Source organism: Streptomyces antioxidans (assembly GCF_000968685.2).
GTDB lineage: Bacteria > Actinomycetota > Actinomycetes > Streptomycetales > Streptomycetaceae > Streptomyces > Streptomyces antioxidans.
The window spans coordinates 43,440-59,768 of the sequence record NZ_LAKD02000035.1 but is presented as its reverse complement, the minus strand read 5'-3'; the positions used below and the strand labels follow the sequence as shown (position 1 = coordinate 59,768).

The window sequence follows — 16,329 nt, the reverse complement described above, 5'->3', positions numbered from 1 at the left end:
GGCGCGGCGGTTGTTGTTCGGCGGCGCAGATGACGGTTGTTGATCATGGGCGCAGGCGGAGGCCCCGCGGGGTCGGGTGGAAGCCCGCCGATTCCAGGAGCTTGCCCATGGGCGACGAGAGCGCCGGGGCGCCGTTGACGCGCTCGACGGTGACGGAGCCGAGCGCGCCCGCGCGGGCGGACTCGGCCAGCGCCTCGACCGCCGTCCACAGCCGGGCGTCGTCCTCCGGGGACGCGGCCTCGGCCTCGCCCGAGGGCCAGGCGAGCAGGGTCTTGCCGCCCCGCTCCATGTAGAGCGTCAGTTCCCCGTCGACGAGCACCACCATCGCTCCCGCCTTGCGGCCCGGCCGGTGGCCCGCGCCCTCGGGCGGGTCGGGCCAGGGGAGAGCGGCCCCATAGGCGTTGGCGGGGTCGGCCGAGGCGAGCACGAAGGCGCGCCGGGACTGCCCGCGCTGTCCGTCGAAGGCGGGGGCCGCCGCACGGTCGCGGGCCGTGCTGACCGCGCGCAGCCGGTCCACCGCGCCGTCCATCGCGAACTGGGCTGCGCCCAGCCCCTCGATCACATAGCCGCGGCGCGCCTGGCCGGACTCCTCGAACGCGGACAGCACCCGGTAGGCGGCGGAGAAGCCGCCCTCGACCCCTTCGGCGGCGACCGCTCCGCGGGTCACCACGCCGTGCCGGTCGAGCAGGGTGCGCGCCAGGGCGTGGGCGCGGTGGGTGGGCTCGGGCTCCCGCTCCGGCAGCAGGGACCAGCGCCCGGCGACGGTGGGCGGGCCGCTGCGCGACGCCGTGGGTCGGCCGGTGCGGCCCGTAAGGCCGCCATAGCGCCCCCGGGGGACCGTGCGCTTGGCGCGGTGGGCCGTGGAGCCCGCCGTACGGCCCGAGCCCAGCAGGGAGCGCAGCGGGGCGAGGGTGTCACCGGTGACCCGGCCCGCCCAGACCAGGTCCCACAGGGCCTCGGCGAGCTCGGGATCCAGGAACTCGTGCCCGGCCGCGCGGGCCTGCTCGGCGATCTGGCGGAAGAACAGCCCGTATCCCCCGGTCAGGGCATTAAGGACGGCCTGGTGGAGCGGGCCCGCCTCGAGGGGGTGCGGGGTGTGCAGCAGCAGCGGGGCGGTGTCGGCCAAATGCAGGGTGACCCAGCCGTCCTTGCCCGGCAGCGCGCCCGCACCGGCCCAGACGACCTCACCGGAGGCGCTGAGCTCGTCGAGCATCGTGGGGGTGTAGTCGCTCACCCGGGACGGCAGGACCAGCTTCTCCAGGGCGGAGGCGGGGACGGGCGCGCCCTGGAGCTGCTCGATCGCACGCACCAGGCCGTCGATACCGCGCAGGCTGTGGGTGCCCAGATGCTGCCACTGGGGGAGGAAGGCGGCGAGCGCCGAGGGCGGCACGGGCTCCAGCTCATGGCGCAGCGCCGCCAGGGAGCGGCGCCGCAGGCGGCGCAGCACCGCCGCGTCGCACCACTCCTGGCCCGTGTCCAAGAACGAGGCGGCGCGAAGCGCATCGTCAGAAGGGTGGTGGTGGGTGACGGAAGAGGCGGCGCGAAGCGCATCGTCAGAAGGGTGGTGGTGGGTGACGGGTGGGCGGAATTCGCCCTGGACGACGCGGCCGCTCGCGGCGAGCCGGTGCAGGGCGCCTTCGGTGACGGCCGCGCCGAGGCCGAAGCGGACGGCGCCCTGGGCGGAGGTGAACGGTCCGTGGGTGCGGGCGTAACGGGCCAGGAGATCGCCGAGGGGGTCCTTGACCGGCTCGGTGAACGCCTCGGGGACGCCCACCGGCAGAGCCGTGCCGAGCGCGTCCCGCAGCCGCCCCGCGTCCTCCACCGCGGCCCAGTGGTCCTCGCCCGCGATCCGGACCCGGATGGCGCGCCGGGCCCCGGCCAGGTCCTCGGCCCACCCGGGCTCGGCACCGCGCTCGGCCAGCTCGGCGGCGGTGAGCGGGCCGAGCACCCGCAAGGCGTCGGCCACTCCCTCGGCGTCCTTGATCCGGCGGTCCTCGGTGAGCCACTGGAGCTCCTGCTCCAGCTCGGTGAGGACATCGGCGTCAAGCAGCTCGCGCAGCTCGGCCTGGCCCAGGAGCTCGGCCAGCAGCCGCGAGTCGAGGGAGAGGGCGGCGGCGCGGCGCTCGGCGAGCGGGGAGTCGCCCTCGTAGAGGAACTGCGCCACATAGCCGAAGAGCAGCGAGCGGGCGAAGGGGGACGGCTCGGGGGTGGTCACCTCCACCAGCCGGACCCGGCGGGCCTCGATGTCGCCCATCAGCTCGGTGAGGCCGGGGACGTCGAAGACGTCCTGGAGGCATTCGCGGACCGCCTCGAGGACGATCGGGAAGGAGCCGAACTCGCTCGCCACCTGGAGGAGGTGCGCGGCACGCTGGCGCTGCTGCCACAGCGGGGTGCGCCTGCCGGGGTCGCGGCGGGGCAGCAGCAGGGCGCGGGCCGCGCATTCGCGGAACCGGGAGGCGAACAGTGCCGAGCCGCCGACCTGGTCGGTGACGATCTGGTTGATCTCGCCCTTGTCGAACGCGACATCGGCCGCGCCCACCGGGGACTGCTCGGCGTCGTACTCCACGCCCTGGTGTGTCGGGTCCGCGTCGAGGAGGTCGAGGCCCATGAGATCGGCGTCGGGCAGCCGCAGCACGATGCCGTCGTCGGCGTGCATGACCTGGGCGTCGATGCCGTACCGCTCGGAGAGGCGGGCGCCCAGGGCGAGCGCCCAGGGGGCGTGGACCTGCGCGCCGAAGGGGGAGTGGACCACCACACGCCAGTCGCCCAGCTCGTCGCGGAACCGCTCCACCACGATCGTGCGGTCGTCCGGTACGTGCCCGCAGGCGCGGCGCTGCTCGTCCAGATGCCCGATGACGTTCTCCGCGGCCCAGGCGTCCAGACCGGCGGCCAGCAGCCGCAGCCGGGCGTCCTCCGGCTGCAGCGCGCCCACCTCGCGCAGGAAGGCGCCCAGGGCGCGGCCCAGCTCCAGGGGGCGGCCGAGCTGGTCGCCCTTCCAGAAGGGCAGTCGGCCGGGGACGCCGGGGGCGGGGGAGACCAGGACCCGGTCGCGGGTGATGTCCTCGATCCGCCATGAGGTGGTGCCCAGGGTGAACACATCGCCCACCCGCGACTCGTAGACCATCTCCTCGTCGAGCTCGCCGACTCTCCCGCCGCCCTTCTTGGGGTCAGCACCCGCCAGGAACACGCCGAAGAGCCCGCGGTCGGGGATGGTGCCGCCGGAGGTCACCGCGAGCCGCTGCGCCCCCGGGCGGCCGGTGACCGTATGGGCGACGCGGTCCCACACCAGGCGCGGCCGCAGCTCCGCGAAGGCGTCTGAGGGGTAGCGGCCCGCGAGCATGTCGAGGACCGAGGTGTACGCCGACTCCGGGAGGGAGGCGAACGGCGCTGCGCGGCGGATGAGCGCCAGCAGCTCGTCCACGTCCCAGGTGCCCATGGAGGTCATGGCGATCAGCTGCTGGGCGAGCACGTCCAGCGGGTTGGCGGGCACCCGCAGCGACTCGATGGCGCCCTCGCGCATCCGCTCGGTGACCACCGCGGCCTGCACCAGATCGCCGCGGTACTTGGGGAAGACGACACCGGTGGAGATGGCGCCCACCTGGTGGCCCGCCCGGCCCACCCGCTGCAGGCCCGAGGCCACCGACGGCGGCGACTCGACCTGGACGACGAGGTCCACCGCGCCCATGTCGATGCCGAGCTCCAGGCTGGAGGTGGCGACGACGGCGGGCAGGCGCCCGGCCTTGAGGTCCTCCTCGACCAGCGCCCGCTGTTCCTTGGACACCGAGCCGTGGTGCGCGCGGGCCAGCAGCGCGGGCGCGCCCCGGGCCGCACCGGCCTCGGCCATCACCTCGGCCGGGGAGTGGTCCTCGGGCATGGCCTCACCGGTGGCCCGCTCATAGGCGATCTCATTCAGCCGGTTGCACAGCCGCTCGGCCAGCCGGCGGGAGTTGGCGAAGACGATGGTGGAGCGGTGGGCCTGGACCAGATCGGTGATCCGCTCCTCCACATGGGGCCAGATCGACGGCCGCTCGCCCGCCTCGCCCTCCTGGGCGGGGGCTCCGCCCAGCTCGCCCAGGTCCTCCACGGGCACGACCACCGACAGGTCGAACTCCTTGCCCGACGGCGGCTGGACGATCTCCACCCTGCGCCGCGGCGACAGGAACCGCGCCACCTCGTCCACGGGCCGCACGGTCGCGGACAGGCCGATGCGCCGGGCGGGGCGCTCAAGCAGCTCGTCCAGGCGCTCCAGGGACAGCGCGAGGTGGGCGCCCCGCTTTGTGCCCGCGACGGCGTGGACCTCGTCCAGGATCACGGTCTCCACTCCGCGCAGCGCCTCCCGGGTGGCGGAGGTGAGCATCAGGAACAGCGACTCGGGGGTGGTGATGAGGATGTCCGGCGGGCGGGTGGCCAGAGCGCGGCGCTCGGCGGCCGGGGTGTCGCCGGAGCGGGTGCCCACCCGGATCTCCGGCTCGGGCATGCCCAGCCGGACCGCTTCTTGGCGGATGCCGGTCAGCGGGCTGCGCAGATTGCGCTCGACGTCCACCGCAAGGGCCTTCAGCGGGGAGACGTAGAGCACCCGGCAGCGCTTCTTCGCCTCGGCGGGCGGCGGCTCACCGGCCAGCCTGTCCAGGGCGGCCAGGAAGGCCGCCAGGGTCTTGCCCGAGCCGGTGGGGGCGACGACCAGGACGTCCGAGCCCGCGCCGATCGCCCGCCACGCGCCCTCCTGCGCGGGCGTGGGCGCGGTGAAGGCACCCGTGAACCATCCGCGGGTGGCCGGGGAGAATCCGTCGAGCGCCGAGCCTGCCATGCCCTCCATCGTGCACCGCACCACTGACAATGGACGGAGCCGCAGGTCAGAGGGGGCCCGGGCGGGGGCGCACAATGGTGCCATGGCCAACCGGGAGAGCGCGCGGCACTGGCGGTACCCCCAGCTTCCGGGCGTCGATCTGCTGCGTGCCCGCTACATCGACAAGACCTTCGTCTGGCACACCCACGAGACCTTCGTGATCGCCGCGATCACCGAGGGCGTCGAGGAGTTCCACCACCGCGGCGCCATCGAGCGCACCGGGCCCGGCGGCCTCGCGCTCATCAACCCCGAGGTGCCGCACACCGGACGGGCCGGGGCACCCGAGGGATGGGCGTACAGCGTGCTGTACCCGGCCGCGGACGTGGTCGCCGGAATAGCCGCCGAGACGACCACGCTCCGGGGCACGGCCGGATTCCGGATCCCCACCGTCGACGATCCCCAGGGAGCGCGGCTGGTCACCGCGGTGCACCGGGCCGCCGAGGAGGGCAACGCGCTCGCCGCCGACAGCCTGCTGCGCATCGCGCTGGCCCGGCTGCTGCGCGACCACGGCGGCCCGCTCCCCGAGCGCACGGCGCGCACCGCGGGTGCGCGAACGGCGGCGCGCGCCCGCGCGATCCTCGATGAGCGGATGGCGGACCCGCCGTCCCTGGAGCTGCTGGCGGCCGAGGTGGGCACCGGTCCGTTCGCCCTCCTGCGCGCCTTCCGCGCGGTCTACGGGATGCCGCCGCACACCTGGCTCACCGACGCCCGGGTCCGCCGGGCCCGGCGGCTGCTGGACGCGGGGACGGCGCCCGCCGAGGCGGCCGTCGCCGTCGGCTTCACCGACCAGTCCCATCTGAACCGTCACTTCACCCGCATCGTGGGGGTGCCACCGGGCGCCTACCGACGAGAGCGCGCAAGAACGTACAAGACCGAAGCCGAAACGCTTTCCTAACGTGCACGCCGTGTCAGAACAGATAGAGACAGGAACCGACCCGGCCGCGCCCCCGACGGACTCGGCCGTCGTCCGTGACGCCCTGGGCGTCGGCGTCGCGGTCGGGCTCTCCGGATTCGCCTTCGGAGTGACGTCGGCGGGCGCCGGGCTCGGACTGCTGCAGACCTGCGCGCTCAGCCTGCTGGTCTTCACCGGGGCGTCTCAGTTCGCCCTCGTGGGCGCGCTGGCGGCGGGCGGCAGTCCGTTCACCGCGGCCGCCGGGGCGTTCTTCCTCGGGGTGCGCAACGCCTTCTACGGACTGCGGCTGTCCGGCCTCCTCGGACTGCCGCGCGCGGTGCGCCCCCTGGCGGCCCAGTGGGTCATCGACGAGACCTCGGCCGTCGCCCTCGCCCAGCCCGACCGGCGCACCGCGCGCCTCGGCTTCACCGTCGCCGGACTGACGCTGTACGTCCTGTGGAACCTCACCACGCTGATCGGCGCCCTGGGCGCGTCCGCGCTCGGCGACACCGACGCCTGGGGGCTGGACGCCGCCGGACCCGCCGTCTTCCTCGCCCTGCTGGCCCCCATGCTCAGCGGCACCGTCGAACGGGCCGTGGCCGGTCTCGGCGTCCTGCTGGTGCTGCTGTGCCAGCCGGTGCTGCCCGCAGGGGTCCCGGTCCTGGCGGCGGCGCTCGCCGCGCCCGTCGTCCTTACGGTGCACGGGCGCAGAGCGCGCGGCGCAAATTCGGGTGAGCGCCGATGACCACCTGGATCGCCATCGGCGTCACCGCCGCGGGCTGCTATCTGGTCAAGCTGCTCGGCCTCTCGGTGCCCGCCGGAGTCCTGGAGCGCCCACTGGTCCGGCGACTCTCCGCGTTGCTGCCCGTGGCCCTGCTGGCCGCGCTCACCGCCCAGCAGACCTTCAGCGACGGCCACCACCTCCTGCTGGACGCGAGGGCGGCCGGGCTGGGGGCGGCGGCGCTCGCGCTGGTGCTCCGCGCCCCCTTCCTGGTGGTGGTCGCCGTGGCCGTCGTCGTCACGGCCGGCGTCCGGGCCCTGTGACCGCCGCGGGCACCCGACGCTCAGATCCGCCGTCCGTAGGCCCGCAGCGTCAGCAGCGCCTCTACGGTCGCCACCGACCGCCACTCCAACGTCGCCCCCGGCGTCCACCCACGCCGGGGCGCTGGCCAGCCGCCGTCCTCCTGCTGTGCGGCCACGAGAGCGTCCAGGGACCGCTCCACCTCGGCGTCGGTGAACCACCGGCGCGCCGCTGAGCCGGGCGTACGGGCGATGTCGTGCACCTGGAGGGGCGCACAGGGCCCCGGCGCCGAGGGGTGTTCCTCGGCGGGCCCGGAGGCCGGGTGCGGCAGGATCAGCCGCTCCTCCCGCACCCGGCGGCCCAGCCGCTCGGCCGCCGCCTCGGCGCGGGCCCGGTCCGGCACCCCGTCGAGGAAGGCGACGGCGGCGGCGACCTCGTACGGACGCGCCGCCGCGCCGCCCTCCGCCAGGGCGGTGACCGCCGCCCAGCAGAAGTCCGTGGCCCGGAACAGCCACGCATGCCACACCTCATTGCGGTGCAGCAGCCCCACCACCGGTCCGGTGGTCAGCAGATCACCGCGCGGCTCGTCCGCCGCAGGGACCCAGGGGGCCGCCGGATAGCCGTGCGGCGAGGGGTGGCAGACGGGCAGCGCGCCGTCCGGGGTGGACACGGACGTCAGATAGCGGCACAGGCGCTCCACCCGCTGCCCGCCGCACCGACCGATCCCGTCGAGCACCCGTAAGGCGTGCACGGCATGCGGCGGCTGGCTCACCGGGCCGCGCAGATCCGGATCCAGCGCATGGCCGTAGCCCCCGTCGGTCCCCAGATGGGCGGTCAGCGCGGTCTCGACCGCCTCGGCGCCGCCGCCCAGGAAGTGATACGCGAATCTGCGCTGCTCCAGCACGCGGGCGGTCAGCCAGACGAACCGCTCGGCACGGGAGAGCGCGGAGGCCCGGGCCGATTCGGCGGGTTCGGGCGTCGGCAAGGAGGGTGACGACGGTGAGGAGGGGAGGCTTGCGGATCGATCCATGGACAGACCGTAGGCCGCGGGGCACGGTCCGTAGGGGGCTCACGCACCGGTGCACCCCCGGGAGCGCGATACTGGGCGCATGCGGTTGACGGACTTCTGGCAGCGAATGGCGAATCACTTCGGCGAGGCGTACGCCGACTCCTTCGCGCGCGATCACGTGATGTCGCAACTCGGCGGCCGTACGGTGCACGAGGCGCTGAGGGAGGGCTGGGAGGCCAAGGACGTCTGGCGCGGGGTCTGCGCCGCGATGGAGATCCCCGAGAGCAGGCGCTGAGCGGTCTCCGGGCGCCCCGGGCCCATCAGCTTCCCGGGGTGGCCGGATTTCTTCGACCGGTGTACGCCACACTTGCTCCCGTGGCCCCGACCGAAGAGACCCTTTCCTCCGATTCCTCCGACACCGACGACAACCCGAGCGCCGCTCGGGCCTCCTCGGAATCCCCGCAACCCGCCGCGCGCATGCCGCGCTGGCTGCCCCGCGCCATGGTCCTCGCACTCGCGCTGGTGGCCTGTTACCGCCTTGCGAGCTGGGCCTTCGACCAGCTGACCGGGCTGTTGCTGAACATCCTGATCGCGTTCTTCCTGGCGCTCGCGATCGAACCGGCCGTGGACCGGATGGCCGCCCGCGGTATGCGCCGGGGGCTGGCGACCGGGCTGGTCTTCCTCGCCATCCTCGTCGGCACCGCGGGCTTCTTCACCCTGCTCGGCTCGATGCTCGCCGACCAGATCATCACCATGGTCCAGGAATTCCCGAAGTACCTGGATGACGTGGTCAGCTGGATCAACGACACATTCCATACGCATCTGTCGCGTCTGGAGATCCAGGACAGCCTGCTGCACTCCGACTGGCTCCAGAGCTACGTCAAGAACAGCGCCAACAATGTGCTGGACGTCTCCGCACAGGTGCTCGGCGGGTTGTTCAAGACGCTGACGGTGGCCCTGTTCGCCTTCTACTTCGCCGCCGACGGCCCCCGGCTGCGCCGCGCCCTGTGCTCGGTGCTTCCGCCGACCCGGCAGGTCGAGGTGTTGCGCGCCTGGGAGATCGCCGTCGCCAAGACCGGCGGCTACATCTACTCCCGTGGGCTGATGGCCCTGATCTCCGGTGTCGCCCACTACGTCCTGCTGGAGGCCCTGGGGGTGCCCTACGCCCCGGCGCTCGCCGTCTGGGTGGGGCTGATCTCGCAGTTCATCCCGACCATCGGCACCTACCTGGCCGGGGCCCTGCCGATGCTGATCGCGTTCACCATCGAGCCCTGGTACGCGCTGTGGGTCCTGATCTTCGTCGTGATCTACCAGCAGTTCGAGAACTACCTGCTGCAGCCGAGGATCACCGCCAGGACGGTGGACATCCATCCGGCCGTCTCCTTCGGGTCGGTGATAGCGGGCACCGCGCTGCTGGGCGCGGTGGGCGCGCTGATCGCGATTCCGGCGACCGCGACGCTCCAGGCGTTCCTCGGCGCGTACATCAAGCGCTACGACGTGACCGACGATCCGCGGGTGCACGGGCGCACGCGGCGGCGCGGGGCCTCGGCCCTCGCGCGGATTCGCGCCGCGCTGGTACGGCGTGGTGGTTGACACAAAAATCGAACATCCATTCTGATGGAGGTCCGGCAGTTATCCACAGGCCGAGGACGACAGGGCCGCTTGTCAGTGGCAGGCGCTAGCGTCTTGGACGTGAAGCGATCGACTCAAGCAAACCGGGTGGGACCCATGGCAGGAACCGACCGCGAGAAGGCGCTCGACGCCGCGCTCGCACAGATTGAACGGCAATTCGGCAAGGGCGCCGTGATGCGCATGGGCGACCGGCCGAACGACCCCATCGAGGTCATCCCCACCGGATCGACCGCCCTCGACGTCGCCCTCGGCGTCGGCGGTCTGCCGCGCGGCCGGGTGGTCGAGGTCTACGGCCCGGAGTCCTCGGGTAAGACGACCCTCACCCTGCACGCGGTGGCAAACGCCCAGCGGACGGGTGGCACGGTCGCCTTCGTGGACGCGGAGCACGCCCTCGACCCGGACTACGCGCAGAAGCTCGGCGTGGACACTGACTCGCTGATCCTGTCCCAGCCGGACAACGGCGAGCAGGCGCTCGAGATCGTGGACATGCTGGTCCGCTCCGGCGCCCTCGACCTCATCGTCATCGACTCCGTCGCCGCCCTGGTGCCGCGCGCGGAGATCGAGGGTGAGATGGGCGACTCCCACGTCGGTCTCCAGGCCCGGCTGATGAGCCAGGCGCTCCGCAAGATCACCAGCGCGCTGAACCAGTCCAAGACCACCGCGATCTTCATCAACCAGCTGCGCGAGAAGATCGGCGTCATGTTCGGCTCCCCGGAGACCACGACCGGTGGCCGGGCGCTGAAGTTCTATGCCTCGGTCCGCATCGACATCCGTCGCATCGAGACCCTTAAGGACGGCACCGACGCGGTCGGTAACCGCACCCGCTGCAAGGTCGTCAAGAACAAGGTCGCGCCGCCCTTCAAGCAGGCCGAGTTCGACATCCTCTACGGGCAGGGCATCAGCCGCGAGGGCGGCCTGATCGACATGGGCGTGGAGCACGGCTTCGTCCGCAAGTCCGGGGCCTGGTACACCTACGAGGGCGACCAGCTCGGCCAGGGCAAGGAGAACGCCCGCAACTTCCTGAAGGACAACCCCGATCTCGCCAATGAGATCGAGAAGAAGATCAAGGAAAAGCTCGGCATCGGGGTGAAGCCCCAGGACCCGGCCACCGCGGAGCCCGCCACGGACGCGGCGGGTGGTGCGGGCGTGGCCGCCGCCGCGCCGGCGAAGGCCGTGGCCGCCCCGGCGGCCAAGTCCGGGGCGAAGGCGGCCAAGACCGCCGCGGCCAAGAGCTGATCCATGACGCGGCGGACCGAATGGCCGGACGGCCCAGGCCGTCCCGAGAGCCCGGACCGTCCGGACAGCGGCGCCCCCTCCTCGTCGAGGGCCGAGCAGGGGCCGCCGCCGGGCCCGGAGGAGCAGGCGCGGGCGATCTGTCTGCGCCTGCTCACCGGGACTCCGCGCACCCGTAAGCAGCTCGTGGACGCGCTGCGCGCCCGCGGCATCCCCGATGACGCGGCACAGGAGGTGCTGTCCCGGTTCGAGGACGTCGGATTGATCGACGACGCGGCGTTCGCGGAGGCGTGGGTGGAGTCCCGCCACCATAGCCGGGGGCTCGCCCGGCGGGCGCTCGCCCGTGAGCTGCGCACCAAGGGCGTGGCATCCACCCTGATCGACGACGCCGTGGGACAGCTCGACGCCGACCAGGAGGAGCAGACCGCGCGCGAGCTGGTCGACCGCAAGCTGAGGGCCACCCGTGGCCTGGACCGGGAGAAGCGGATGCGCCGTCTCGCCGGGATGCTGGCCCGCAAGGGCTACGCCGAGGGGCTGGCACTGCGGGTGGTGCGGCGCGCGCTGGAGGAGGAGGGGGAGGATCCGGAACTGCTGGAGCGTCACCTTCCGGACCTCTGAGGGCCCTAGTGGCTCCTGAGGGGCCCAGCGACCTTACGAGGGTCAGGGGCTCCGTCTCGAGAGAGGGGCAGCGGCTCCGTCTAGAGGCTGTGGAGGCGGGGGCGGTCCCTCACCTCACTGGGAGGCCCGCCGCGCGCCACGCCTGGAAGCCGCCGGTCAGATCGGTCGCCCGCGTCAGCCCCAGCTGGCGCAGCGAGACCGCGGCGAAGCTGGACGCATAGCCCTCGTTGCACACCACCACGACCCGCAGATCGTGGTCGGTGGCCTCGGGCAGCCGGTGGTCGCACTGCGGGTCCAGCCGCCACTCCAGCTCGTTCCGCTCGACGATCAGCGCCCCCGGGATGGTGCCGTCACGCTCCCGCAGCGCCGCGTACCGGATGTCCACCAGCAACGCGCCCTCGGCCTGCGCGGCAGCGGCCTCCAGCGGCTCCACCCGAACGAGCTCTTCGCGGGCCTCGGCCAGCAGCTCGTCCACACTCCGCTTGGTCGTGTTGGTCGTGCCCATGGCGTTATCCCCACTCCTCGGGCCGCTCGACCTGCTCCAGCCGTAGTGTCTGACCGGTGCGGCTGTAGCGACGCATCAGCGGCAGCGGCGGATAGTAGGCGTGCACCGACACCGCATGCTCGGTGTCGGAGGGGTTGATCACCTCATGCACATGATGTGCCCCGAAGGCCCGGCCCTGCCCGGCGGCCAGCCGCCGCTCGCGGTCCACACCGTCGGCCAGCTCCAGGGTCTTCCAGCCCTCGGTGGGCAGACGCGCGGCGAGTGACTGCTCATTGAGCTCGCCCGAGGCCGAGACGAAGGCGCCATGGGAGCCGCCGTGGTCGTGCCAGCCGGTGCCGGTGCCCGGAGGCCAGCCGATCAGCCAGGCCTCGCTGCCGCCCGGCCCGTCGAGGCGCAGCCAGGTGCGGCCCTCCGGATCGAGCGGCAGCGAGGCGACGAGCTCGGTGTCGGCGGCGGCCCGGCGGGCGAAGTCGAGCAGTTCCGCGGCGCTGGGCGGGGCAGCGGGACCGGCTCCGGGAGCCGTGATGATGTCTGCGGAGGAGCGCGCGGGACTGGAGGGGGAAGTGCGTACGTCGGGCACAGAGAACCGTCCTGAATGATCACGAAAGGAGCGCGGCCGTGCCACGCGGGAAATGAGGTGGATCAGCAGGACGGACGACAGACACAGCCCGCGTAGCGGACCAGGTCCAGATGGACCCTCCGCCAGAAGCGAGGCAAGCAGGTGTCAGTCACGCTGCGAAGTGAATCATGTGCCGGAAAGGAAGGTCAACCTCACCGGCTCGGCTCCGGAAGCGCACCCCGACCACGCACGCCGGAGAGGACCGCCCGCGCTCGCGAACCACCTCCCGCACCCGGTCAACGACCGCGCGCGCCCGGAGGCGCACCAGGCGCCCGAGCGGGGTCCCGGCCCGCCCCGCTGGGCCCGCGACGTTTCCCACGCGCCCTGCTAGCTCGCGCGGCCCCGCTGGCCCCCTGAGCCCGCGCTTCCCGCTCCTACCGCCGCGCGCTCGCCTCCGCCGGGGCGCCCCTGGCCGCGTTCCCGCCCCGGGCCGCGTCCGCGCACGCGTACAGCGCGCTCGGCCGCACCCCCGACAGCGCCGCGGCGAGATGGCCGTCCGGCCGCACCAGCAGCACGGTGTGTGCCGGGGCGCCCGGGTACGCCTCGGTGACCAGCAGCTCGGTGCGCAGGGGCAGCGCCGCGACGGCCGCCGCCAGCCGCGGCATCAGCCCGGCGCGCATCCAGTGGCGGCGGTCCCACACCCCGGTGCCGGGGGCCACCAGCACCACCAGCAGCTCACGCCCCAGCCGCTCGCGCAGCCGTACGACGGAACCGTCCGGAGCGGTCACCGGCACGTCGGCCACCGGCGCCCCGAGCGCGGTGCCCACCGTGACCGAGCCGTCCGGCGGCGCGGCCGGGGCCAGCGGCGAACGGTCGTAGACCGGCGGCGCGCCCAGCGGGCCCCGCCCGAGGTGCCCCTCGGTGAGCAGCGCGTCGTGGCCGCGCGACCCGCCGGGCCGCACCGTGCGCCGTACCGCGTGCCAGCCGCCAGCCGCCCGCACCAGCGGCAGCGCCTGGTCCGCCGCGCGCAGCCGGGCCCCGACGGCTCCGCGCCGCTCCGCCTGATAGCTGTCGAGCAGGGCGTCCGAGGCCCCGTGGTGCCAGGCGAGGGACAGCTTCCAGGCCAGGTTGTCGACGTCCCGCAGCCCTTCTTCGAGCCCCTGGGTGCCGAGCGCGCCCAGCAGATGGGCGGCGTCCCCGGCCAGGAAGGCGCGCCCGACGCGCCAGCGCAGCGCGAGCCGGTGGTGCACGGTGTGCACGCCGGTGTCCAGGAGCTCGTAGGGGGTCTCGGATCCGCCGCACCACCCCGCGAGGGTGTCGCGCACCCGCACCATCAGGGCGTCGGGGGTGACGAGATCGCGGCCGGGCGGCAGCAGCCAGTCGATCCGCCACAGGCCGTGCGGCAGCGGCCGGGCGGTGACCTCGGCGTCGATGCTGCGCCAGGGCGGGGAGCGGTGCAGCAGGGCCTCGCCGGGCCAGGGGAGTTCGGTGCGCAGCGCCGCGACGGCGTGCCGCTCCACCGCCGTACGGCCAGGGAAGCGCACGCCCAGGAGCTTGCGGACGGTGGACCGCGGCCCGTCGCAACCCACCAGATAGCTGCCCCGCCACCAGGTGGCCTGGGTGCCCCGGGTGCGCACCCCGACCCCGTGGTCGTCCTGTTCCAGGTCGTCGATCCGGGTGCCGGAGACGATCCGGACGATGTCCTCGTCGCCCATGGCGGCCAGCGAGCCCCGCAGCGCCCGGGTGAGCTCGTGCTGGGGCAGATGCAGGGGTGAGGGCGCCGACACCGGTGCCGACTCGTCCTCCGGGGCGCGCGCGTCGCCTCCGGGAGCGTCCATGGCCTCCGTAAGGCCGCCGTCCCAGCCGCCGGTGCCGCGCCCGGGCGGTGGCGAACCGCCGAAGAGGCCGCCGGGGGTGAGGGGCACCTGCCGCACCAGCTGCCGCCGCCGCATCGTCCGCCATCCGGTCCACGGCCGGGTGCGGGCGGTGACCCGGCAGCCCAGCCGTTCCAGCAGGGCGGCGGCGTCCGGGCGCAGCACGACGGTGCGGGCCAGGCGGCTCTCCTCGGCCTCGGTGGACTCGTCCAGCAGGATGACGGGCACCTCGAGGCGCGCGAGGGCGAGGGTCAGGGTGAGGCCGACCGGGCCCGCCCCGGCGACGATCACCGGGTCCACGGTGCGGTTCCTGTGGCCCTGCGGGTCGTACGTGACGTACGGAAATTGGCAGTTGAAACCCGGTGAGCGATCACAGAAAGCATGCAACCCACTGCCGCTGCCCGCGTCAAGCGACGAAGGGCGGTGGCGCGTGCGCCACCGCCCTGGTAGGGGTCTCGCTTGCCCGCCCGGTACCCCGGACGGTCCCTCAGTTCGTCTTTCCGGCGGACGCGTCCGCCGGGGTCGCCGACTGGTCGACGACGTCGAGCGCGTCGCCGGCCGCGAGCGGCTGTTCGGCGCCCGCGACCCGGATGCCGGTCTTGGCGCGCCGGCCGCGCCGCTCGATCCAGGAAGCGAGGGCGGAGAGGGCCAGACACATCGCGATGTAGATGGCGCCGCCGACGATGATCACGGGAACGTAGGGGTTGTCGTCGTTGACGACGGTGTTGCCGGCCAGCTGCTGAAGCTGGAACAGCAGCTCCTGGTAGGTGATGACATAACCGAGGGAGGTGTCCTTCAGCGTCACTACCAGCTGGCTGATGATGGTCGGCAGCATCGCCCTTACTGCCTGCGGTACCAGGACGGTCATCATGACCTGGGTCTTGCGCATGCCCAGGGCGTAGGCGGCCTCATGCTGGCCCCTGGGCACCGAGTTGATGCCCGCCCGCAACACCTCGGCCTGGACCGAGCCGTTGTAGACGGTCAGTCCGATGACCAGGGCCCAGAAACCGGTGTTGTCACCGCTGAGGCCCAGGTCCGAGCGGTAGGTCAGGAAGAGCACCCACAGCACGTAGATGGTGATCAGCAGCGGGACGGCCCGGAACAGCTCGATGAAGCCGGTCGCGAACCAGCGGACGGCCTTGTGGTCCGAGAGCCGGCCGACGGCGAGCAGGACGCCGAGGACCAGTGAGAGGACCGCCGCGACCGCGAACACCTTCAGGGTGGTGAGCACACCGTCGCGGATGCTGGTCCGCACCCCGGCGTAGTTGAAGATGTCCCACATCTCGGGTGCGAACTGGCCCTTGGCGTTCAGCCGCAGCACGGCGAAGGCGATCAGCGCGAGGACGGCCAGTCCGCCGACGACGGTGAAGACGCGGTTCCGGACGCGGGCCTTGGGGCCGGGCGCGTCGTACAGGACGCTCGAACTCATCGGGCGACCTCCAGGCGATTCTCCAGCAGCCGGAAGAGACCGCTGATGGCGAAGGTGATGACCAGGTAGCACAGCGCGATCCACAGGAAGATCCAGCCGATCGCGAAGCCCTTGTCACTCAGCAGCTTCGAGACATTGAACAGTTCGGTGTTGCTGAACGCCCCGGCGATAGCCGAGTTCTTGGTGAGCGCGATGAAGATGCTGCTCATGGGGGGAATCACGGACCGGGTGGCCTGGGGGAGGACTATCAGCCGGAGTGTCTGGATGAAGGTCATCCCCAGGCTGCGGGCCGCCTCCGCCTGGCCGAGCGGCACGGTGTTGATACCGGACCGCACGGCCTCGCAGACGAAGGACGACGTATAGCAGCCCAGCGCGCCCATGGCGAGGACGAAGGGGCTCGTCCCCGGGAAGAAGATCTGCGGGACCACGAAGAACGCGATCAGGAACAGCAGGGTCAGCGGGGTGTTGCGCAGCAGGGTGACCCAGGCCGTCCCGAATGCCCGCAGCGGCGGTATGGGCGACACCCGGAAGCCGGCTATGACGACGCCCAGCACGAGGGCCAGCGCCGCGCTGGCCGCCGTGATGGAGAGGGTTCCCAGGAACCCCTCCCGGAACTGGGGCAAATGATCGAGGAGTACGTTCATCGATTCTCCGCGGTAGCGGTCAGGTCAGCGGCGTGCGGAGCGCACCGGCTTCGAGGCGAACAGGCGG

Annotated in this window: 15 protein-coding genes; 7 read left to right on the top strand and 8 right to left on the bottom strand. The window is 73.0% G+C overall.

What is annotated here, in order from left to right; genetic code table 11:
* Positions 1–43: 43 nt before the first annotated feature.
* Positions 44–4,807, bottom strand: coding sequence for an ATP-dependent helicase (locus VT50_RS15335; protein ID WP_046087836.1), 4,764 nt, complete (start codon positions 4,805–4,807; stop codon positions 44–46).
* A gap of 82 nt (positions 4,808–4,889) precedes the next feature.
* Between VT50_RS15335 and VT50_RS15330 the strand changes: the two genes are divergently transcribed.
* Genes VT50_RS15330 through VT50_RS15320 form a run of 3 tightly spaced genes read left to right on the top strand, consistent with a single transcriptional unit; the run spans position 4,890 to position 6,782 of the window.
* Positions 4,890–5,741 (top strand): AraC family transcriptional regulator, encoded by an 852-nt coding sequence (locus VT50_RS15330; protein WP_046087837.1) that lies wholly within the window; start codon positions 4,890–4,892, stop codon positions 5,739–5,741.
* A gap of 1 nt (position 5,742) precedes the next feature.
* Positions 5,743–6,483, top strand: coding sequence for an AzlC family ABC transporter permease (locus tag VT50_RS15325; RefSeq protein ID WP_046087838.1), 741 nt, complete (start codon positions 5,743–5,745; stop codon positions 6,481–6,483).
* Complete coding sequence (locus VT50_RS15320) at positions 6,480–6,782, top strand: AzlD domain-containing protein (RefSeq protein ID WP_046087839.1); 303 nt, start codon at positions 6,480–6,482, stop codon at positions 6,780–6,782. Before VT50_RS15325 ends, VT50_RS15320 begins: the two co-directional genes overlap by 4 nt.
* Positions 6,783–6,802: 20 nt before the next feature.
* Here VT50_RS15320 and VT50_RS15315 read toward each other — a convergent pair whose 3' ends face one another.
* The gene (locus VT50_RS15315) at positions 6,803–7,789 is read right to left on the bottom strand and encodes a hypothetical protein (protein ID WP_046087840.1); all 987 of its coding nucleotides are present in this window, start codon (positions 7,787–7,789) and stop codon (positions 6,803–6,805) included.
* 79 nt (positions 7,790–7,868) lie between these two features.
* Between VT50_RS15315 and VT50_RS15310 the strand changes: the two genes are divergently transcribed.
* The 4 genes from VT50_RS15310 (at position 7,869) to recX (ending at position 11,251) form a co-directional block, all read left to right on the top strand.
* Positions 7,869–8,063: a DUF3046 domain-containing protein gene (locus VT50_RS15310; RefSeq protein WP_046087841.1), complete on the top strand. Its 195-nt coding sequence runs from the start codon at positions 7,869–7,871 to the stop codon at positions 8,061–8,063.
* Positions 8,064–8,143: 80 nt separating this feature from the next.
* The gene (locus VT50_RS15305; RefSeq protein ID WP_075200425.1) at positions 8,144–9,361 is read left to right on the top strand and encodes an AI-2E family transporter; all 1,218 of its coding nucleotides are present in this window, start codon (positions 8,144–8,146) and stop codon (positions 9,359–9,361) included.
* Between the two features lie 135 nt (positions 9,362–9,496).
* Positions 9,497–10,636 carry a recombinase RecA gene (recA, locus tag VT50_RS15300; protein ID WP_046087842.1) on the top strand — a complete coding sequence of 380 codons (1,140 nt, stop codon included), beginning with the start codon at positions 9,497–9,499 and terminating at the stop codon, positions 10,634–10,636.
* A gap of 3 nt (positions 10,637–10,639) precedes the next feature.
* On the top strand, positions 10,640–11,251 hold the full coding sequence (recX, locus tag VT50_RS15295; RefSeq protein WP_046087843.1) for a recombination regulator RecX: 612 nt from the start codon (positions 10,640–10,642) through the stop codon (positions 11,249–11,251).
* A 109-nt stretch (positions 11,252–11,360) separates the two neighbouring features.
* Here recX and VT50_RS15290 read toward each other — a convergent pair whose 3' ends face one another.
* From VT50_RS15290 to VT50_RS15270, 6 genes are all read right to left on the bottom strand, one after another.
* On the bottom strand, positions 11,361–11,756 hold the full coding sequence (locus tag VT50_RS15290; protein ID WP_046087844.1) for a rhodanese-like domain-containing protein: 396 nt from the start codon (positions 11,754–11,756) through the stop codon (positions 11,361–11,363).
* 4 nt (positions 11,757–11,760) lie between these two features.
* Positions 11,761–12,336 carry a cupin domain-containing protein gene (locus VT50_RS15285; protein WP_075200426.1) on the bottom strand — a complete coding sequence of 192 codons (576 nt, stop codon included), beginning with the start codon at positions 12,334–12,336 and terminating at the stop codon, positions 11,761–11,763.
* A 62-nt stretch (positions 12,337–12,398) separates the two neighbouring features.
* Positions 12,399–12,488: a putative leader peptide gene (locus VT50_RS41170; protein ID WP_309471148.1), complete on the bottom strand. Its 90-nt coding sequence runs from the start codon at positions 12,486–12,488 to the stop codon at positions 12,399–12,401.
* Between the two features lie 261 nt (positions 12,489–12,749).
* Positions 12,750–14,489, bottom strand: coding sequence for an FAD-dependent monooxygenase (locus VT50_RS15280; protein WP_046087845.1), 1,740 nt, complete (start codon positions 14,487–14,489; stop codon positions 12,750–12,752).
* Positions 14,490–14,676: 187 nt separating this feature from the next.
* A complete protein-coding gene (locus tag VT50_RS15275; RefSeq protein WP_046087846.1) occupies positions 14,677–15,618 on the bottom strand; it encodes an amino acid ABC transporter permease in 942 nt (313 codons plus the stop codon).
* Positions 15,615–16,262: an amino acid ABC transporter permease gene (locus VT50_RS15270; protein WP_046087847.1), complete on the bottom strand. Its 648-nt coding sequence runs from the start codon at positions 16,260–16,262 to the stop codon at positions 15,615–15,617. Before VT50_RS15270 ends, VT50_RS15275 begins: the two co-directional genes overlap by 4 nt.
* Between the last annotated feature and the right edge of the window lie 67 nt (positions 16,263–16,329).